This is a genomic window from Achromobacter xylosoxidans (assembly GCF_014490035.1).
Taxonomy (GTDB): domain Bacteria; phylum Pseudomonadota; class Gammaproteobacteria; order Burkholderiales; family Burkholderiaceae_B; genus Achromobacter; species Achromobacter bronchisepticus_A.
In genome coordinates, this window is record NZ_CP061008.1 from 6,266,273 (window position 1) to 6,286,733 (window position 20,461).

General features: G+C 58.8%; 13 protein-coding genes. 4 read left to right on the forward strand and 9 right to left on the reverse strand.

The window, feature by feature from the left end; translation table 11 throughout:
* Positions 1–10 precede the first annotated feature (10 nt).
* A complete protein-coding gene (locus tag IAG39_RS29075) occupies positions 11–454 on the forward strand; it encodes a patatin (RefSeq protein WP_118931612.1) in 444 nt (147 codons plus the stop codon).
* 737 nt (positions 455–1,191) lie between these two features.
* Positions 1,192–3,468, forward strand: a complete 2,277-nt coding sequence (locus IAG39_RS29080; RefSeq protein WP_006227458.1) for an SNF2-related protein — start codon at positions 1,192–1,194, stop codon at positions 3,466–3,468.
* A gap of 68 nt (positions 3,469–3,536) precedes the next feature.
* On the opposite strand, the gene IAG39_RS29085 is transcribed toward IAG39_RS29080, so the two are convergent.
* Positions 3,537–4,481, reverse strand: coding sequence for a glycosyltransferase family 9 protein (locus tag IAG39_RS29085; RefSeq protein ID WP_006227457.1), 945 nt, complete (start codon positions 4,479–4,481; stop codon positions 3,537–3,539).
* 170 nt (positions 4,482–4,651) lie between these two features.
* The gene (locus IAG39_RS29090) at positions 4,652–5,986 is read right to left on the reverse strand and encodes a DUF5623 domain-containing protein (RefSeq protein WP_006227456.1); all 1,335 of its coding nucleotides are present in this window, start codon (positions 5,984–5,986) and stop codon (positions 4,652–4,654) included.
* Between the two features lie 778 nt (positions 5,987–6,764).
* Here IAG39_RS29090 and IAG39_RS29095 point away from each other — a divergent pair.
* On the forward strand, positions 6,765–7,307 hold the full coding sequence (locus IAG39_RS29095) for a helix-turn-helix domain-containing protein (RefSeq protein ID WP_006227455.1): 543 nt from the start codon (positions 6,765–6,767) through the stop codon (positions 7,305–7,307).
* A 51-nt stretch (positions 7,308–7,358) separates the two neighbouring features.
* Positions 7,359–7,907 (forward strand): hypothetical protein, encoded by a 549-nt coding sequence (locus tag IAG39_RS29100; protein ID WP_054485450.1) that lies wholly within the window; start codon positions 7,359–7,361, stop codon positions 7,905–7,907.
* Between the two features lie 235 nt (positions 7,908–8,142).
* On the opposite strand, the gene IAG39_RS29105 is transcribed toward IAG39_RS29100, so the two are convergent.
* The 7 genes from IAG39_RS29105 to tnpA form a co-directional block, all read right to left on the reverse strand.
* Positions 8,143–8,637, reverse strand: a complete 495-nt coding sequence (locus IAG39_RS29105; RefSeq protein WP_006227972.1) for a hypothetical protein — start codon at positions 8,635–8,637, stop codon at positions 8,143–8,145.
* Between the two features lie 165 nt (positions 8,638–8,802).
* Positions 8,803–10,335, reverse strand: coding sequence for a UvrD-helicase domain-containing protein (locus IAG39_RS29110; protein ID WP_006227973.1), 1,533 nt, complete (start codon positions 10,333–10,335; stop codon positions 8,803–8,805).
* Complete coding sequence (locus tag IAG39_RS29115) at positions 10,332–12,008, reverse strand: ATP-dependent nuclease (protein WP_223283291.1); 1,677 nt, start codon at positions 12,006–12,008, stop codon at positions 10,332–10,334. The genes IAG39_RS29110 and IAG39_RS29115 overlap by 4 nt, the downstream gene beginning before the upstream one ends.
* 635 nt (positions 12,009–12,643) lie before the next feature.
* Positions 12,644–14,134 (reverse strand): hypothetical protein, encoded by a 1,491-nt coding sequence (locus IAG39_RS29120; RefSeq protein WP_118931611.1) that lies wholly within the window; start codon positions 14,132–14,134, stop codon positions 12,644–12,646.
* Entirely contained in the window at positions 14,135–19,048 is a 4,914-nt protein-coding gene (locus tag IAG39_RS29125) for an AAA domain-containing protein (RefSeq protein WP_165867773.1), read from the reverse strand.
* Positions 19,049–19,764: 716 nt separating this feature from the next.
* A complete protein-coding gene (tnpB, locus tag IAG39_RS29130; RefSeq protein WP_205736584.1) occupies positions 19,765–20,043 on the reverse strand; it encodes an IS66 family insertion sequence element accessory protein TnpB in 279 nt (92 codons plus the stop codon).
* A complete protein-coding gene (gene tnpA / locus IAG39_RS29135) occupies positions 20,031–20,369 on the reverse strand; it encodes an IS66-like element accessory protein TnpA (protein ID WP_223283290.1) in 339 nt (112 codons plus the stop codon). Before tnpA ends, tnpB begins: the two co-directional genes overlap by 13 nt.
* Positions 20,370–20,461: the final 92 nt, after the last annotated feature.

Here is a 20,461-nt window from a genome sequence, read left to right on the forward strand (position 1 = left end):
GATATGACCAATGACAACGCCCTCAAATTTCATCGTAACTTTCGAAGTCGCGTATCGGCATCTCATAAAGGTCGGCGTAGAAGCGCCGAACGATCTAGCCGCATTGCAGCAACCCGAAGCGGCTTTCGGGAATGCCACACTATGGGCAGAAGATTCCCCGCAAAAACTCCTTCATGATGACTTCCATGAGGATGGGGAATGCGTGAACCGATACGTTACCTATTTGGGAAGCGCCCCGCTTCCGTCTCCGGACGCAAGCGTTCAGGAATTTGAGCTCCATTCGAGGGCCCGAAGCCTTCTTCAGTTCTGCCGCATGGTTTCTGATGCCGCACCTTCATTAACCGAGCAAGTCGTCGATCTCGACCGCCTGCTTGAGGTAAGGCTGTCTGCACGCTCGATTCAGCAGATTCGCGAGCTGTTGCCGTACTTGGCTTCTATCGAGCTCGCATCCTAACTGTGACCCGTTGCGATTGATCTAAATTCTGGAGCGCATCTATGATGTTCCGCATTCGCGAACTGCAAGATCTATTTGTAGACGCCTGCGTGAGGTTTCCTAACGGAGACCTTGCTTTTCTGTCGTTCTATGGCCGTGATGGGTCCGCGCAGCAGCTCTTCGCATCGCTGCAACTTGGCGTTCAAGAGGGAGGCCTGCGTCAATTGACACTGATGACGACCTCATCAGCCGTTGAAACCGTAGTCTCTGTCGGAGATGTGAAGCGGCTCGAAAAGCATTCGGGCAGACTGCCTAAGCAAACTCTCTTCGGCGGGCTCCTGCACTGCTGGATCTATGACCCCGCATTGTTGAAGCCGTCCCGAGCTACGCGTAGTGGCTGGGTGCTACGCGACGTTGGTGGCGACGAGCCACCGGGCGCTGCTGCAGACCTGGTATGGGACCTGATCAAGCAGGTCTCTGACGTCCCACTTTTGGATCACTGGCGGGACTTCCTTTTAGGAGAACTAAGCACAGACCTACTGGCCGACTTGAATGATGAGGCCTGCCGGCCTGTCGGAAGGATTAGTCCCACTTTCGTACGTCTTCCCACGGACTTTTCGAGGCGAATTTCTTCTTACGTCCGCAATGGACATCTGACACTTCACCCTAGCGCTTAACAGCGTCTTCTCTTCCCTTCCGGGACACCTTCCCGGAAGGGGAGTTGGTGTCTCTCAATCCCCTTTTCTTGGAGCACCATTATGAACGCGATCGTTGACGACGAAGTTGTCGCATTGGAAGAAGCCCAGCTTGATGAAACCGATCACATCCCCCTTCCGGAGTTCATCAGCAAATTTGGCGCTGGCCTGTTGCAGGCCGTCCGAGCGCAGAACCCCCCTATATTTGACGAAGCCCACCGCCCCGACTGGGACGGGATCATAGACTCTCTCTCTCGCACACCGTTCCCGGCTCAACGGCGCGTCGTGCACGCCTTGACCACGCTGCTGACGCAGCATGCGCCAGCCGGCGTCATCAACGCTGAAATGGGCACGGGAAAGACTCTTATGGGCATTCTCGTGGCCACGCTCCTCCATCACGCCGGTTTCCCGAGAACTTTAGTACTTGCACCGCCTCATTTGGTCTACAAATGGCGGCGGGAGATTCGTGCAACGGTACCGAACGCACAAGTCTGGATCCTCAACGGTCCAGACACGCTTCGGAAGCTGCTTCAGCTCAGGACCATGCGAGGTCGACCTGCTGCACCGCAGTTCTTCATCTTGGGCCGCGTTCGGATGCGGATGGGGTTCGATTGGCGCCCTGCCTTCGCAACACGGCCGGTCCTCTTCGACTCGGAACTCGGTCGCGTTTGCAGAAGTGCCGCTTGCTGCCCCCGATGCGGTCAGTTCGTGTGCGACGAGGATGGTGTACCGCTCACACCGACGCTGGCTACGGCGGCCTTGAACGAGCGGCGCACCGCGTGCAATTGCGGCGAGCGCCTTTGGACGCTCGTTCCGAAGCGTGCGACGCCCATGAGCTACCGGGACATGGTCAAAAATGCACTCGTTCAAATGCCCACGGTAGGCCCCCGCACTGCGGACGGCTTGCTTTCTCGCTTCGGCGAGGAAATGCTCGGCGACATGCTGCAGGACAACGTCTACGAGTTCATCAACTTGATGGACGATGAAGGCGACTTAGTCTTTTCAGATCGCCAGGCCAAGCGCATGGAACGGGCACTCGCCTATACCGAAGTGTCTTTCGGACAAGGCGGATTCCAACCGACTGAGTTCATCAAACGGTATCTTCCGCAAGGCTACTTTGGCTTGCTCATTGCAGACGAGGGCCACGAGTACAAGAACGAAGGTTCGGCTCAAGGCCAGGCGATGGGCGTGCTCGCGCGCAAGTGCTCAAAGGCGTTGGCATTGACCGGAACGCTGATGGGAGGCTACGCGGACGACCTATACCATCTCCTCTATCGCCTCCACCCGCGGATGATGATAGAGGACGGGTATAACTTCAACTCAAAGGGGTCGATGGCATCTGCGACGATGGCATTCATGCGTGAACACGGCGTCCTCATCGACATCCACAAGGAATCGAACTCGGGATCTCATCGAACGGCAAAGGGGGATAAGAGGACCATCTCCACCGTCAAAGGTCCGGGCTTTGGTCCGAAGGGGATCATGCGGTATGTGGTCCCATACACGGCGTTCTTGAAGCTGTCTCAGCTCGGTCAGGACGTGCTGCCGCCCTATCGCGAGAGCATGGTGGAAGTCGCTATGTCGCCCGACATGGAGGCGGCGTATCACTATCTGGAGCGCACGCTGGTTGACGAGTTGCGGCGGGCACTGCGTGCTGGTGACAAGTCGCTCATGGGAGTTGTTCTGAATGCACTTCTCGCTTGGCCAGAATGCTGCTTTCGGGCTGAGACGGTTCGGCATCCTCATACCAAGTCGCTGCTTGCTAGCCTTCCAGCGCTGTACGGCAACCAGGATGCGTCGCCTAAAGAGAACGCATTGCTGGAGCGCGTGCGACGGGAGACTGCAAAAGGCCGTCGTACGCTCGTTTACACGACGTACACGGGCACACGCGACACATCGGCCAGGCTAAAGGCACTCTTTGACCAGGCCGGCGTGCGCAGTGCCGTGCTTCGTTCCAGTGTGGCCGCGGAAAAGCGGGAGGACTGGGTAATGGAGCAAGTCGACCGAGGGATCGATGCGTTGATCTGCAACCCGGAGTTGGTCAAGACAGGCCTGGATATGTTGGAGTTTCCGACCATCTTGTTCATGCAGACCGGCTACAACGTCTACACACTGCAGCAGGCCGCAAGGCGTAGTTGGCGGATCGGGCAGACGCGAGACGTGGACGTGGATTTTCTTGGCTATCAGGGCACCGCCCAGATGCGCTGCCTGCAGCTCATGGCTCAGAAGATTGCAGTCTCTCAATCCACATCTGGCGATATGCCCGACTCAGGGCTCGATATCCTGAATCAGGGGGGTGACAGCATTGAAGTCGCCCTTGCGAAGCAGTTGGTTAACTGACTTCGGTGCTTTCTCTCAGGACAGGCTACCCCACACCCGGGGTGGCCTTTTTTTTGCAAGATGTAGCGCTACGCGCGCCGCCGCTCGCCAAGGACGTCCAGACACGCCCTTAGAACTCGCGCCGGCTCGATAGAGTTGATTTCGTCCGTTCCGTTGTCCGGAACCACATCCCGCGTGTACCTTCGCGCCCAGAACCATTCTGGATTCGGCTCATTGAAGATTCCGACATATGGAACGCACAGGCCTTGGGCGATATGCGACGGACCACAATCATTCGATACGACCAGGCGGGCATTGCGCATGAGCGCGGCGAGCTCTGCTGGCGGCCGACAGAACTCAATCTTGAAGTCGCTTCGGCCTAGGTATGCAATGTGCTCCCGCATTCTTCCTTCGTCGGGACCCAGAACGAAGGTGAACCCTGCAGATCCGGCGAAATGGTTTTGAAGAAGATCCGAGAGCGCCACGTAGTGGTCCAACGCCCATCGCTTGAAATCTCCGGCGCCACCGCCCGGTATGAAAACGATATCGGCCGGTGTGACCTTCCCGACGTGCGGCTTGGAGATCTCCAGAAATGCCTGACGCGCAGTTCGCTCAGGCTCATGCCCCTGATGCGTCGCGAGCAGGCGCAGATTTGCAAGCCCAATGTACTCATTGATGTCTTTTCGATGACTGTGGGTCCATACGCGATCGCCCAGCCGGCCATTCTCGAATCCCATGCGCAGCGCTGGCCGCCGAATAAGGTTAATCAGCGAGTAGCGCTCGCTAGAATGGTGAAGACTTAAGGAAGCGTGAGCTCGGCGTGGCAGCGCGCGCACTTGCGCCGCGAACGCATCCGCTTGGACGAACTCGTCCACCCACGGCAGGCTCGTGTAAAAGTGGCCAACTGCGTACCGGGACACTACACGGACGCGCTTTTCACGCCAAAATTTCTTCAGAAGGCTTAGCGCTGGAAAAGCTACGATTTGATCGCCGAACCTCGGCTGGCTCCTGACAAAAACCACAACATCAGACATAAACCGGACACCTAAACAAGTAGGCGGGGATTTATGGTCGTTTTCGGCACGACGCCGGCAATTTATCACGAGGCTGCACCGTGGCCCATAGGCTGTGCTGGCGCGAAGCGCTGCCAACAAAAAGCCCCCTTTCGGGGGCTGTTTGCAGCGAGCGCGCTTGTCGCGAGACGTCAGATCGCAGCGCTAGCGCCTGGGCTCGCCGCCGCGCGGATGCGCTCAACCTTCTGCAGCTCAGCGATGCCCGCGTCAAAAGCCGCGAGCAGTGTGCGCCGCGGCTTGCAGTCGTCGTAGCCGCGCACGACGATGGAACGCGCTTCGGTGAGCATCGCCAGGCGCTCCATGTCCGAATCGCCGCACACTGCGATCGGCCCTCCATAGTAGATATCGTCCAAGGCCCGCCCCTGCTCATCCCGGTGTTCCAATGGCCACCAATTGTCCAATTCGGAACGGGCAGCGCCCAGCTTCGAGTGGACTCGGCTGGAAAACCCGATGGCCGACAGGCCTCGCATTAGAGGGGCAAGTTGTAGATGTAGCTCAATTGGCATCGCTTTGGCCGGGCGCCAGCGCGACGGGATACCGGTTTGGCCACCATACGGCACCGCGCCGTTGTATTCGCCGTAAGACGGCCCCGGCCGCCGCCGGCGCGGCTTTGCATCCGCTTCGCGTTGAGGACTGACAAAATCGTCATTGCACCTGCCCGTCTCGTGTGGCCACGGGTGGGGCTCCACGACGGGGCGCAGATTGGCCAACGCGTCAGCAACACGCTGCAGCAGGGCGCCGTCCAGGCCAATCAGGAGAGGAATGCACTCGCCGGCGTAGTAGATGCCCTCCCACTTGGGCACCACCATTTTGCAGCCATTACTCTGCAGCCAGTGGGCGCGCTTGGCCTCCATGCGCTTGACCTCAGCCGCATACGGCTCGTCCAGGCACACATAGCTCCCGCTCACAGGGTCGAACCAGTCCGAGTTATGGTCTCTGCCGGGCATGCCGTTCAGCACGCTAGCGATGGCGTCGAACTTCTTGGTCGATACTGGTTGCAGGCCTGTCGCTTCCATGAAGCGCAAGCTGCGCTCCGCCTTCAGTAGAAGGTCCCGAGCCGCCTCTTGGTTGTCCACATTGGTCCGGTGTTCCAGATGATCGACGTATTCCATCCGGAAGCCGTAGAGCCCACGCGCGTGGCCGACGCGGTGCTTGGCCACGATTTCGGGCAATGGACGAGAGAGGTGCACACATAGCAGTTCTCGGCCATGCCTCAGCCCATTGGGCGTCTGATCGTCCTTGCGCGGACGCCGGGTGAACCAGTGCACGGAGATGTAGACGGGAAACCCGCGCGGTGCACTTGCGACGGGAAGCTGGCGCTTCGCGTGCACGAAGTTCTCGTAGCCAGCCTGGCGACTGGCAAGATTGAGAGCGTCTGTGTGGGTGATGTTTTGCTCGCGGCTAATTTTCTTGGCGAGCTGCTTGATGCCGTTCACTGAGAGCGGCTTAATGCTGGCGGTATTCATGCGCTTCGATCCTTAAGGCCCCGTTTACAGAGTCACCGTCGCTCTGAAAGGCCGGAAGGAAGGCATCGGCCAATAGAAGATCAAAGCACTGCTCTAGGAGCTTCGGAAGACGGCGTCCTGCGCGTGCCAGCGCAGATCGACTTTACTCCTCACGAATCGTTGAAGTCAATCAGGCCTGGCAGCGGGTGCGCTGGGACGGGGCACCTGTCGGCCAACCGGTAGAATCAGCTCCGTTCCTGTGTGGAGTTCCACACTTGCCGCCTACCGTGGCGCCATGCCTTTGCGTAGCTTACCGGGCCCCTCCAGCAGTTCACGAACCATCAGCTCCTGTTCAGCCACGCAAGGTTCCGCCGCGAGCGCTTCCCACCATTCATCGTAGACAGGGGCTAGAACGCCGGAAGGGCGTTTGAACCTCGCTCGACAACTGCTTCGTTCGCAGCACAAACGAGCGGTACCGCTTGACCTCCAGCAGCAGGGCGAGCACGTCTGCGTCGGAGATCTTGCCATCAGAGCCACGATGACGGTCCTGAATAGCGCGGAGCTCAGCGAGGGATAAAGGAGATCTGAACGGCATAGGCGAATACTGTATGTTTGCACAGTAAACCTATGTCGTCCTATCCCGCTAGCTAGAGCTGCGCCCTCTCTTGACGGGCCTGCACGGCAGCGGCCACAGCTTTGGCGGTGACTCGACACCGACTTGCCCTTACGTCTATTAGTCGCTATAGTGAAATTACGGCTCTAAGTCGCGTCTATTAGACGCATCCGATCGGAGCAAGACATGAACCAGAATCTCAGCCTGGCGGACACCATGAGGCCCACGTCGGAAGACCTCAAGAAATTGCGGGGGAAAACTCGCCGCACGCAAGCGCAAACGGCGGCCATTCTTGGCGTTGGCCTACGCCAAGTGCAACGTTGGGAGGCAGGTGAGCAGTCGATGCCGCCGGCAACGTGGCGCTTTTTACAGATGTGTGGCCACCGTTTGCCCTCGGACTTCCTCGTCCCGGAAGATGGCGCCACCCGATCTTGGGATCTCGACAGCGACACGATACGGGACACCATTGAGCAAGGTGATTTCGTCCACCTACAGCCTGTCGTTGGCCCGATGATCCAAGCCCGAGTGTGGCTGGACCGCGTGCATGACGGCCTGATCGACGAGGAGTCGTATGGCGGCTTTGTTATCGGATTCCCAGGGCACCCCGAAGCAGGCCAAGAATTCGGTGGCTTCTACATCGGCGAACGCATCACCTTCGCTAAGCGGAACGCCGTCCATGTGGAACAGCGCACACATACCACTGCAAGCGCGTCTAACCAGAAAATGTGACCAGATGAGGCATACTCGCCGCCTCGCACAACTCAAAACACGGAAAGAAAAATGGGGGCCAACTGGAACGAAGGAATGATGCGCTGGGCACCATATGTTGACGCCGAAGGCCGGTCCTTTCCGCTCAACCACTTGCATCCTTTCCGATACCAGTTGGAAACGACTGACGGCCGGACGGTAGAAATCCGTGTAGCTTTCGCGATGCACTGCTTCACGCACGGAAATGAGGTTACCGAGCATGCCCCGGATCTGTACCAGGATGAGCGCGAGGTCCGCAGGTTTTGCCATGACCGCTATGCTTTGTCCCCGCGCTTACCGCTCATTGTTCGCGAGCTGGCCAAACGCAAATGCGGCTATGCCAAGCATGAGAACTACGTCACCATCGACGTGGAGACCGCCGAAGGCTCTACCGGAAGCTATGGTGTCTTCTTCAACGTGCGGAGAATCAAGGACGCCGACGGTCTCGCAGTGCTCCTGACCATCCAGAGCGCCTACGAGCTGGACGCGGGAAAACAGCCGCCAATCCACGGCTCCATCAAGTTCACGCGTTTGATCGAACTGACGCTTGACGGAATCAAGCCGCGCCCGCCTCGAAAATAGTATGACCGGAAAAAGCGAAGGCCCCCGAAGGGGCCCCGTAGTCTGGCGTTCTGTTGCCTCCGCTTTTGGCGGAACCGCTTGCGCGGCAGTCAACGCTTTTGCCCGAAGGCTCACCAGCTATTGCGTTAGGGCTATTGTTGCTCAAATTTGAGCATCGCGCAACCCATCCTTCCCAGCCAGACCGGGTACGACGAAGAATTTGCCTCTGTACGTATCACTGTATATGTAACCAGTATCAACATTGGCGGAAATACAGCCTCTCAGGATCCACCGTCAAAAATTCCTCCTCTACCGCGCATGCCCGCGCCGCCATCGCTTGGGGCCGATAATCCCATTCCGGCTTTCCTGCGTCGTCAAATTCGACGATCGCAAAAGACCCGGCGGGCGCGAGGCCCCGCCCTTTTGGCCAATGCTCGATGATCGTGCTCAGGGCAGCCGCATTGGCAAGCACTTCCTCTCGAACAGGCTTGCGTTGCCACCACTTCCTTGCGGGCATGAGGTGCTGCAGCCCGACGTCGTCGTGCAACTGCACGATAGCTGCTTCGCGCACCTCTTCGATGGCATTCGTCACCGATGTCCCGTGATAGTCGTAAAGCTGCGCACAGACGATTACCAGGCTGTCATGTCGCACCCTGGCACGCAAAAAGCACGTGCCAACAGACATCAGGCCGGGGTATTGGAACCTGGGATACTCCTTGTCGATGCCCTGAAACTGCGAATTTCCGTCCATCCCTACATCTCCCTATATCCTGCTCCTATCGGAGACACGCCGGACCATGCGCGCGCCCTGAAGGAACAACGGCAAGATTCATGGGAAATAAAAGGACAACCTTGACCCGCCTGCCACTCACGCCCGCTAGTTCAGGTACGCGGACAGCCGGTAATTGGGGCTAATTCACCAACGGAGCTTGAAAAGGGGACTCGGATTGGATGTCGAAACCACTAAGGTTAGTGACTTTTTCGCCCTGCTAAAGGCTACATACATCTTGGACTTGGCGTACAGGGTCGATGTGAACTGCCCCTTGTCGCAGGCCATCAGCATCGCGTGGTCGCACTCCAGGCCCTTCGCCTTGTGAATGCTGCTGAGCACCTTTGGGGGTAATGACGGATGGGAATGGGAGCGCATACGCGACACCTCCGCAAATCCTTCGTCCGGATCTGCAAACTGACCAATGCGCACGGCATCCCGCAGTTCGGACCAGTGATCAATCTTCACTGTGTCAAAGCCTGCGGCGTTTTCCTTCACCAGCGCAGCAATTTTTGCGAGCGCGTTCGACACGCCCGTATGTGAGGGACTATTCAGGAGACATCGTGCGACCGCTTGGATGTTGGCCGGCTTTCCGGTGGTGGAGCGCGCCGCGCCGGTGCGAACTTCCTGCAAAAGTCGGTCACCGTGGCTGGACGAGCTGAATCCCGCTGCGACGCTGCCCATAAAAGTGATGACACCCTGCGCCAGTGCTTCCGGATCACCATGACCTGCGCGCAGTGTCTGTACGAGCGCCCCTAGCGCATTACGCGTATGACCTTCCCAAATTGGTACTGTACGAAACCAGAACGCCCGAAGTGCCGACACCAAGTCGTTCTGCGATGCGAGAATCATAAGCTGTGAGCTGCTTTTCAGCACCTTGTCGATCGGTGCTCTATGCTCCTTGGACAGTTTGTAGCCCGTACGCATCTGAGCCGTGTTGTTTCCGACAAGCACCCTAACTGATGGAGGCAGCGCTCCAGTCAGGTCTATTGGAATTCCGCGTTCCAAGCTCTCCCGCGCCTCGATGACCCAAGCCCCCAACAGAGGACAACCGGTCTGCCAGCGGTGGGGCGTGATCAGCTTCTCGCCTGCTCCCTGCGCCTTCAAAGCGTCCCAGCGGGCACGATCCTCGCGCGCGGCTTTGTCGGTCTTGGCGCCGTAAATCCGCTGCATGGGATCACCAAAGATCCGGACAACTGCTCCAGCAGACAGCAAGGACATGACAACACTGTGCTGATCGACACTCGTGTCCTGGTGCTCATCGCACACGATGACTGGATAGCGTTGGGCCAGTGCACGAGCCACCATTGGCTGATGCCGCAGAAATCCTGCGACCTTGGTTGCCATGATTTCAAAGCCTCGCCCGCCGTCCTGCCAAGCCCAGGAGGTCAGATCGCGTGGAAGACCAAGTGGCTCATGGTAAGCCAGTGCGATCTGCGCTATCAAGGCATCGATGGTCTTGATCTCGACGCGCGCCCCTGCCTTCTTCGTGCGTTCTGCGAAGACAGAGCACGCGGCGTGGGTGTGCGTCAGGATGAGCAAGCGGCCATCACCGATCGCCCCAACCACCTCCTGCGCGTACGCGGCGGCTTGGTATGTCTTGCCGCAGCCCGCCGCAGCTTCAATGATCACCAGCCGCTCGGGTGAGCGGAGAAGATTGGCAACGGCGTGGTCGCTCATAGATCGAGCTCTTGCAGAGCCTTGTGACCCACGGCTGTCAATACCGCGTTGATCAATGGAAGCAATTGCGGCTCTATTTTCTTCCAAGCGCCTAACGCGACCATTTTTTGGGCCAACTCTTGGCCACCGACAGTGGACTTGAACCATTGCTGGGAGTGCTTCTTCCAAGCCTTTTCTTGACCTGCAGGCGCACCATCCTTACTGCCGCTGGCGGCCGCTATTATCAAAGTACGCCACGTCTTTCCCGATGCTTTCAGCGCCGCATCTATCGTCTCCACGCTCTTGTCTTGAAGTCCGAGGCGCTCCGCCAAAGTCCGGAGTCGATAGCCATCCACCTCGCCTTCTGCATCCCTCAGCAGTGCGAGGAGATTTTCTTCAGGGACGGCGCCGATCACATGGTCCTCGGTGCAGCCCTTGGGCCACTGGTGCAATCGTCCTTTGAGCTTGTCCTTCAGCTTCTTCCACCGCTCTGGTGCGGTACCTTCGTCGTCAGCCAGGCCGGCAAATAGCAAACCGGAAGACGCGAGCGTCTCCAACAGATCCAAGGTCGCACCGTTTCCCTGACCATCGCAGACTCGCACCCCGTAATCAAGCGGGTTGCCCTTAAAGGCCCTCTCTAATAGATACTGCAAAAAGCCGACTTCGGTGGGTCCTTCTGCGATGACGGCCACACGCGCCAGGAATGTTTCAGGATCGCGCTTCTGCTGCGGCCCGATCTTGTCCCGAGGCAGCGCACCGATGGAGCCCGCGCTGTCCAGATACCAGAGGTGCGCGTCCTCGGCACACGAAATGGCGATAGGGCTATGCGTCGTGAGGAAAATCTGCCCGTGTTGGCCGGCCAGGATCTTGATGAGCTTGCGCAGACGGTACGGCTCAAGCCCGCGCTCGATCTCATCGATGAGCGTAATGCTAGCTTCCTTGTCCGTTGACGATGCGATTTCGAGCGCGGACATACGTCTGGTGCCAGCCCCCCAACTACTCAGAGGCAACGCCACGTCATTCTCGGTCGCCACTAGTCCGATGAGCGCGCCGATGGACAACCCCTGGCTGGTCGTGAGACCGAGTTTCAAATTGCTGGGAAGCGCGGCACCGGCCATACGCGCATCCAGCGATTCGATCGCCTTCTTACCCTTGTCATTGAGCGAATCGTGCAAATCGAGCCCTGCTACCTCCTTGCCGATGCGGGCCCGCAATGCGCTATCGGCCAACAACCGATCCAGCGCCGAGCCATAGACAAGCCGCAGATCGCGATCATTGCGCTCATCAGCACTCATTCGAACCGAGCCGATACGCCGGCGAACGGCTGACGAAAAATGGGCCAATTCTTCGTTGGGTTGCATGACCTCCCACGCGAGTTCCAATTCCGCGGTACCCCGTACCCGAACGCGATATACCGGCTCGCCGGGCGCGGCAAGGTCTCCTTCTTCGTCGGCTGACGGAGGTATCGCATTCTGCCCGTCCCACGCCCACGGCCAGGCGAAAGTGCTCTGCGAGCCGATCCCGGTCGTATCGGGTAGGGTCATGACGGCTTCGATGACGAACTCCTGCGCGTTGTCGCGCGCCCAGTAATCGGCCTCAGAGAGGACCGCAGTGTTCGACGGTGAAAGCAGCAATGCAATCGCTTCGAGGATGGTCGTTTTTCCGACGTCACCCCCACCCAGGATGACGTTCATTCCTTCCGCAGGCAGCCATGTTAGGGAGTGGATGCCCCTGAAGCGTTGAATAGTTAGTTTACGAATATGTGCTGTGTGGGCCATGTCATTATCAATTGCGGGCAATAAGAGCTAAGCCGGCAAGCCACTCTCTCACCTCATTCATGGAATGCGAGCTTCGAATACCCTCACAGGTTTACGATCACGCTCATTCCGCAACTGCAACAAAATGCTAAACGCACGTAGCTTAGCAGCACTCAACTCAATAAACAGTATTCGTATGAGCCGCCGTCGCGACAAGAAAAACCGAAGACCGCTTTCGGCCAGGAGCGGTCAGCCACCGCGGAGCCGCCGGCGACAGCTCCAGGCTGGTAAGAGTCATTCGCGTCCCGCCCGGTGAACTTCCGCTGTACCCGTCACTTGTCATTCGAATTACAGTGCCGTAAATGACAGCTTCCGCCGAGCAAATGTCGGAGGATGGAAGGTTTGGCCGGCGCGGTGATTCAAGGAGGCCCGTTGACTAGTTATCAAAGCGGGCTCCGCTGGCGCTATTCCGTGGCGCAAACCAGAGGCCTCCAAAGCCGCCTATTTGAAGGTTTTGACCAGGATATGCCATCCCTTAGGAGTTCTTCACGACAACCCCGAGGATATGAAGTTCAGTCTGAAGGTCTTTGGCTGCCGCTCCTCAAGGTGCAGTAGTTGAGGAATGCGCACGCATCGTCGAATTCCGACGGCGGTGCGAGCTGCGCTTTGTGGTTGAATCGGGCGCGACGCCCGTAGCGCGCGCCGCTCACCGCCTGGCGCAGCAGCTTGTGCGCCGTGTCCAGATGCCCATCTTGCGAGGAGATGAAGCCGATAGGCACCCACAACCCCTCGTTTCCAGGCGCGGGAAGATGGAACATCGCAACCATGAATGCTGTGGGGTACAGCAAGATTTCCACGCGTCCGGACATTATGCGGCCACCTGCTGGTTGCTGTCGGACGAAGTGCAGCTCTTGCAGATGTGGGACCCGTAAACTGTTGGTCACATCGGACTCCTCATCAGGATCCGCATTTGCGAACAGATAGATGTCGTCACATTGCCCGCCCGAGTGCAGCGCGGATGACAGTGCATTGACCGACTGCGCAAAAGCACCGCCCCGACCCCATAGGGCATAGTCGGGCACGAGCCACGCGAGCGAAGTCAGCAGCGCCCCGTGACGACGCTTGCCAAGGCGCCGGTCATTGAGCCGCTCAAGAATGCGTTCCCGGTTTCCCTGAAGGTATAGATTCCCAAACATAGGCTCCGCTCCTTCTGCGTAGCGCACCGATCTTCCGACTTGGACTTCTGCAAGATACCGCAGTAGATCAAATTTCTTGCCCGTGAGGTACTGGTTCAACAGCCTCAGATCAAAGGCCTCAATGAACGCGTCAAAGCCAGCAGCAGGCAACGACAACGTGCGAGGAATCGCCGCCGTGACCTGCTCGCTCACGAAGTGCAGCAATTCCGGGGGAGCAATTCGCTCGAATACCTCGTCCATGCGACGCTCAACGTGGCCGTCTTGATCTAGCTCGAAGGAAACCGGCACCTGAACGTAGTTGCGGCGCCTGCTTTCCACACTTTCGACCGAATAGACCCCGTAGGATCGTTCGCGTAGATCGGCGCGCAGCGATGCGATCTCAGGGTAGTGCCGACGGTAGGCCAGCCGCGCCCGCTCAACGCTATTGCCCAATGCGTCTTCGGCCGCATCTAGTTTGATGATGTTGTCGGACGCCATCTCGACCGGTGTGGATCGCAGAGGCGTAAACGAGACCAGATCAAACGTCACGGTGTCGCTCTTGAGTTCGACCTTGCTGAAACGAGGATGATCTCCGCCGGCCTCTTCGAACTTCTCGAGCGCAAAGGAGCTGAGAACGACCTGATCCTCGCTCACTTCCAACAGGCCCTGCTTGGCCAACGACTCAATCACCGCGCGCGCTTCAATGTCGTTGAATCCGAAATAGTCTCGCACTGCGGCCAACGAAACCCGCTCACAAACCTTGAGCAGACGCATCACGAACTCGGTGACAGCCGGCAACCGCTCATCCATCGCGATGTAGGCATCCACTCGAAAAGTCTCCACCGGCAGGCCAAAGGTCACCCGGTTGAATTCGAAAGAACCCGCCATCTAGGCCTCCATGAACTGGTTGGCCGCAATCACGGCAGCTCGGCCTTCATCGGCCATCGATTCGATCTTGCTCAGCACACGGCCAAGCGGTTGATTGGAATTTCTTCCCCGCCACATCTTGCACGCCCCGACAACGATCAACCGCTCCATCGCACGCGAGATGCCCACATTGATTCGATTGGGACGCCACATGAATCCGACCCGGCCGCTCGGATGGTTGCGCACCGTAGACAGGATGACGATCCTGTTTTCCTTGCCCTGGTAGCTGTCCACCGTATCGATCTTCACCAGATGCCGATGATCGCCGAGCCAGGCCGCTTCAGACTTCATCTGGTCGATGATCTCGCGCTGCTTGTCGTACATGCAGATGATTCCAATCGCGGGCTCCTGCGGTTTCAGGGCCGGCAGCAACTCGCTCATGAAATCGTCGGATTCAACGATCCGACGCAGGATCTGCATGACCACCTTGGCCTCTGCCTTGTTCCATGTTTCCGATCCGTCTTCAGATTGCTGATGATGGCCTCGACCTCCCAGTGTCGATATGTCCACCCAGGTCACCTGCTGGCTCAGTTCACTTGGCAAGTGCTCATAGTATTGGGGTGGCACACCGCGGCCCGTTTCCAGGCGCTCGTCGTAAAAGCAGGTGGAGACTAGATCGCCGATGTTGGGCGCCATGCGGTACTGGCTGAGTAGCGTCACGCCGACTTGGCGCCCATACTCGGAGTCGAAGACGCGTTCGAAGTCGCTTTGGAAGATCGCGCCTTCTTCGCCGCAGCCGAACTGCTGCACGACAGCGTCACGCACCTGCTCGGAGAACATGGGGGGCAACTGCTTGTGGTCGCCGACCAGCAACACGCGATGGCCGGCCTGCATCGCGACGGCCAGTTCACTCGAGGAGGCACGACCGGCCTCGTCGATGATGACCCAGTCGAACAAGTTCTGCGTGATGCCGGCACCGCGCGAACCGATGCCCACCAAGGTCCCGGCGACCACCGTGCGCGATTTGGCCAGGAACTCGGCAAAGTTCGCATCGGGCGAGCCCAACGTGGCGATCCAGTCTTCAGACAGACGAATCAGGCCCCGCAGTCGCTCCACCGCGTCCGCCGATCGCACCTCATGGCGTTCAACGATGCCCGATTCAAGCTTCGCCAGCAGTTGCGCCGGATCTGCAACTTCCGAGATGCCATACACGTCCGCGGCGATATCGAAGAAGGTCTCCGAGACAGCTCGTGCGCGCGCATCCAGCGAGGCCAATGTTTTCTCGTCCTCTCGGCCACTGCGCTGCTGCAAATGGCGCAAGCGCTTATACAGTGTGCCAAGCTGCTGGTGCAGCCCAAGCATGTCCTGCGCAAACGCCGGCGGCAGTCCAAGTGAGGCGGCCAAACGTATGACGCGCTCGAAGAGCTCGGCCTTAAAGCGATCCCGGTAGGCCTGCTCGATCGAGGCAGAATGCAGATGCCGGATGTCCTCCGAGACCACCGAATCCGGTCCGATGCGCACAGCGTCGAACACCAGGCCTTTGCTGCGGCAAAGCTCCTGGGCCTTCTCCAGGGCGTTGTTCACCGCCTCGTGGGCTTGACTCACCAGCAACACGCGGCGCACGCGCTCATGCGCCATCAGATGATGCAGCAACGCGGCGATGAACCAGGTCTTTCCGGTGCCCGGCGGTCCCTGTAGAAGGCTGATTGGGCCATGACCTAGGACACGGCGAAACGCTTCCCTCTGGCTCGGGTTGAGTTTCTTGTCTCCTTCCGAGTACCGATCGAGTTCGACCTCCGTAGGAACAGGGTAGGTCGCGGGTGTGGGGGGCACAGTCGGTGCCCCGTCGAAGTAGTCAATCAGACCGGGCACCACCGCCTTGTCGTCAAGGATGCGCTCGACCGCCGCGCGCCGACGGCTGTAGGAGCCCTTCTCCGCGGTGCTGACCAGCCGCAGCTTGTTGCCAATGCGCAGGTTTGCCTTCATGTAGAGGTGGTCGACTGCCAGTTCGGGGAAGTTGCCGAAGCTTGTCTCTCTCAAGTCGAGTTCGCCGCAGGCACGCCACGTCCCATCGTGCAACAGGCTCTCGACGACCACCTTGTCCAGGACACCAAACTCGAAGTCGTTGCCATCGATATGGAAGGGAATCAGAGCTTGAGAAGGCCGGGACGGGTTCCTACGATGGTTCCCTGCGATGGTCACGGTGGTGAACGCTTCTTCCTCCACATCGATCAGCGCTTTCCATAATTCGCGCGCAGGCATGCCCTGTGTCGGATCGAGGCCGGACTCGCCTTGAGTCAAGCTCTCCTCTCCAATGCCAAACTGTTCTGGCATCGTGCTGCCTTGCTTGCCGTCTGTCGCGGAGGGCGAGCCTGCAATCTTGCGCGCGATGAGTTTATGGCCGATCAGGTAGCGAGCGAGTTCCTCGACGTCAGACGCAGGCCCATCGCACAGCTTCAGTTGCATCTGAATGCCCGCATCACGCATCATTTGCGAGCGCAGCAACTGACTTTGCGAGATGCTCGACGCGCGCACGTTGTCTGCGTGCTCCTGGTCCAGGTTCCAGACGAAGGAAACCTGGCGACCAATCCCGGTCACCCAAATGCGCAATGCCTGCGATGATTGCCGGTCTGGCCTGACATCGACATGGAACACGCCGTTGTCGCTGCGCAGCTCTCCGGCGGGAATCCCGTCATAGGCGAGGTTCTTGACCGTGACCGTAAAGCTCTGCTGCAGATCTTCCTCGGGCATTGCAGCGGCGAGCAACGCGCGCTCCAGCGGCAGCAGGGTCGAGAGCGTTTCAGAGGAAAGCAGATGGGCCAGTTCCTCATACAAGCGCGGAAACGGCAGCATCCCCCGCGCGGGCGCGTCGCGCTGCGTTTGCAGCACGTCGACCAGCACGGCGGCGATGCTGTAGCGATCACGCTCGAACGGTGTCAGGGACTTGTAGTTTTCGGGCAGGTAGGCCGTTGTGTACATTTCCGCAGTGTCGCGGCGAAAGTCCAGTAGGTCGATGAGCAAAGGCTCGCCAGAAGCGCTCACGATCACATTTCCCGGGTGCACATCGCCATGAGCCAGCTCGATCGCGTGCAAGCGCTGCAGCGTCGCGACCAGCGACGTGGCGAGGGCAAGCCGCTGCGCAGTTGCGGGGTTCGATTGCAACCAGTCCGGCAATGTCATCCCCTGCGCCCATGGCATCACGAGAATCAGGCTGCGGCGGCTGAGGCCGAAATCAAGGATGCGTGGTACTCCGCGCAACTCGCAACCCTTGAGTGTCCTGGCCCGCTCAAGGAAGGACAAGAGTCGCAGCGATTGATCGGGCCGGCGCAGATCGGGCTCTACTCCGTACCAGACTTTCACCAGCTTGGCCTCGGCATCCGTGCCGCTGACAAAGAACGAGTGGTCTTCGTCTTCCGACAAGTGTTCAGTCTCGTCGTAGTCACGCTCCTTGGTCAACGCCTTGAACGCGTCGAATGCAGCCAGATCGATCAGCCCGTGGCTCTTTGCGTCAGTCGCGTCAGTCGCGACATTGAAGGCTTCCAGCATTTCGCGCGCGTTCTCGAAGCGTTTCGCCGGATCTGCATTCAGGGCTTGTGCAAAGAAGTCGTTTAGGCTGCCTCCCAAGGGATCGTCCGCAGGAACCTGCCATTGGTGAATGCCATCGGACTTGGGTGCCCGCACGCCCAGCAGGAGCACGTGCACGATTGCCCCAAGCATGAACACGTCACGCCGGTACGGAGTCACCTGCGTGCTCGCTTTTGCATCCTCCGGCAGACGCGCTTGTTCGACCTGAACCCGTTCGCGCAACGTGCCCACAGTCTTGAGCTCGGGATCGGGGTAGTAGGCTGCCGGAAAACCCGACATGATCACCCGCGAAGGGCGATCCAGCCACAGGCTGTGCTCTCCGATGTCGCGGTGCGCCACCCGGATGTCGTGCAGGTCAGCAAAACGAGAGATGACAGCCTTTGCCAGAAGCAGTCGTTCATCTCGATCCAACTTGGGCAGCGTGCTGTGCGCGAACTCTGCCATTCGAGTTACTCGCCCCGGCAGAGAAAACAACTCGGCGTAGTCGATCGTGACGTCCTTGGGCCCTTTCCAGGCGATCGGGCGAAGCAGGCCGAGGGACAGTTCTGCGTTTCGGTCCGCCACGTACTGGAACACCTTCTGCTCGCGCAGTCCGATGAAGGCTCGATCGGTCTCACCGATGAGCTTGAGACCGAGCTTGTCGAAATCCCACTGGCGAAGTAAGGCCAGTGCCGTCGGATCATCCTTGGCCGCAGCGCGATACTCGGCGTAGAGATTGCCAGGATGTTCGAAGATGGGGTTTGCCTCGGGTCGAAAGCCCTCGATGTAGTAGATCTTGGGACGAAACGCGGATCCAAGAAAGAAGTTTTCGTACTTGGCCAGGTGGTCGAGTGGATTGAAGTAGTGACGCCCACCCATGTACTGCCGATAGCTGGACGCGAACCGGAACGTGAGGAACTCGGTCATATCGATCACCGAGCGCTGCTCGTCCTCCGGTAGGCGCAATTCGCCGATCCGGCCATGCATTACGACATAGGAGCTGATGAAAGGCGTGAGATCCTTGCCCAACTTCTGTGTCATGACGCTCACCAGCTTGGGCACCTTCCTGCGCACAACATGGACCGGTGATGAGCCACGGTCCTCCCCATCGAGGTACCACTTCTGGCCGTCCGACTCCAGCAGCTTTCCATGCCAGTTCTTCAACTCGATCAAGGCGATGCCCGTGTGCGTAATGAGCACCAAATCCAGGTCGTCATCACCGCTTCCTCGGCCGCTCCTAGCCAGTGCAAAGGCCGCGTAGGCGCGCCACTGCTTGCTGAAAGGTGAATTGCTGAACTCTTTTTGAATCGTCTGGTGAGCCAGCACTTCGGCTTTGGGCACCCCCGATTTCTTTGCCAGTTTGATTTCCACGCTGCAATCCCTTAGGTGCCTAAGTGCGGCCACGATCCCTACTATCCTCGCCACGCGAACTGTCCCAGAAGGCAACTCGCACGGATCCTGCATTGCCGGCCATTGCGGCGCCCGTTGACGCCCCACGCCGATGTATCAAGTTGTGCAGCCCTGGGCCGGCAGCCACGCGCGACTTCGATGAAGTAGGTTACAGCATTTTGCAACATACTGTTTCGTGTACCGCTTCAAGGTGCCGGCACGCATACCGATTTAACGCTGGCCTGGCAATTTCAACAGCGCCCTACATCGAACTGTGGTGGGGGCCAAATTCCAAATGGCAGCTATCCGCCGCCCGAAAGCGGTCGTTCAGGGCGCGAGCACTAGAACCAGGAACCGCTGCGAAGCAGTCATTGCCTGTGATCCCTTGAGTTTCCGTTTTGGGTCGAAAACAGACATCCATGCAAGTCCAGCGAACCTCGTATTTAGAATCCAAATGGCTGGAACGTTGGGATGCTAATAGTTGGCAACTTTGCTTTGCTAACTATTGGCCACCATCATGCGCATACTCAGCTCGCCCAGTACCGACAACGAAGAAAACAGGAGGATTTGCTCATTACTTGAGCAAATGTGCGAAGTGATCACAATAAGTTCTGATCCAGATTCCGAGGTGACATTAAAGTTCTGGTTCAGTTAATTGGCCCGCACGCTTGAAGCCGGGACCTGCGACGTAAACGCCATTACTCTATAAAAATGATGTTGAGGTAGTATGGATTCTTGCCGTGCATCTGGCACCAAGCGTCAAATCGGTTTCGATCCACGGCCAGCCACACGCCGATTCCGTCATGTACCAGCACCTTCATGCGGTTGGCGCGCCGGTTTGCGAAGCAATAGGCATGGTGCGGACGTGCCGAACCAAACACGGCCACCACCCGGGCCAGTGCCGTCTCGGTGCCGGCGCGCATGTCCAGCGGCTCGGTGGCCAGCCAGATCGCATCGACACGGATCACCGCAGCCACTCGCGTAGCCACGCCACACATGCGCCCGCTTCACTCACGGGCCATTGCACCGTCGCTTGCGCGGGGCCGCGCGACAAGCGAATCTCGATGTGACGGCCTGACGAGGGCACCGCAGGCAACGCGACCGGCACGAACGCCGGCGCTACAGGGGCCTGCCGTTCGGCCTGGCGAATCCACTTATGCACCAGGTTCGCGTTCACGCCGTGCGACAGCGCCACGCCGGCAATAGATGTTCCTGGCTGACTGCACTGGGCCACAATCTGGGCCTTCAGCGTCTTCGGATACGACCGGCGCTTAGGCACCGGTGCTAACTCTGTCTTCGACATGGTGTCCACCTAAAAGTGGTGGACACTATCGAGCACAACGCACGCGCTCAATATGTGTTCGCCGGGCGCTTACAAGCCGTTGTCACCTACGG

What these genes read in the sequence shown, in the direction of transcription:
- IAG39_RS29075 (WP_118931612.1), top strand. Translation starts at nt 11, where the DNA reads ATGACAACGCCCTCAAATTTCATCGTAACTTTCGAAGTCGCGTATCGG.
- IAG39_RS29080 (WP_006227458.1), top strand. Translation starts at nt 1,192, where the DNA reads ATGAACGCGATCGTTGACGACGAAGTTGTCGCATTGGAAGAAGCCCAG.
- IAG39_RS29085 (WP_006227457.1), bottom strand. Translation starts at nt 4,481, where the DNA reads ATGTCTGATGTTGTGGTTTTTGTCAGGAGCCAGCCGAGGTTCGGCGAT.
- IAG39_RS29090 (WP_006227456.1), bottom strand. Translation starts at nt 5,986, where the DNA reads ATGAATACCGCCAGCATTAAGCCGCTCTCAGTGAACGGCATCAAGCAG.
- IAG39_RS29095 (WP_006227455.1), top strand. Translation starts at nt 6,765, where the DNA reads ATGAACCAGAATCTCAGCCTGGCGGACACCATGAGGCCCACGTCGGAA.
- IAG39_RS29100 (WP_054485450.1), top strand. Translation starts at nt 7,359, where the DNA reads ATGGGGGCCAACTGGAACGAAGGAATGATGCGCTGGGCACCATATGTT.
- IAG39_RS29105 (WP_006227972.1), bottom strand. Translation starts at nt 8,637, where the DNA reads ATGGACGGAAATTCGCAGTTTCAGGGCATCGACAAGGAGTATCCCAGG.
- IAG39_RS29110 (WP_006227973.1), bottom strand. Translation starts at nt 10,335, where the DNA reads ATGAGCGACCACGCCGTTGCCAATCTTCTCCGCTCACCCGAGCGGCTG.
- IAG39_RS29115 (WP_223283291.1), bottom strand. Translation starts at nt 12,008, where the DNA reads ATGAACGTCATCCTGGGTGGGGGTGACGTCGGAAAAACGACCATCCTC.
- IAG39_RS29120 (WP_118931611.1), bottom strand. Translation starts at nt 14,134, where the DNA reads ATGGCGGGTTCTTTCGAATTCAACCGGGTGACCTTTGGCCTGCCGGTG.
- tnpA (WP_223283290.1), bottom strand. Translation starts at nt 20,369, where the DNA reads ATGTCGAAGACAGAGTTAGCACCGGTGCCTAAGCGCCGGTCGTATCCG.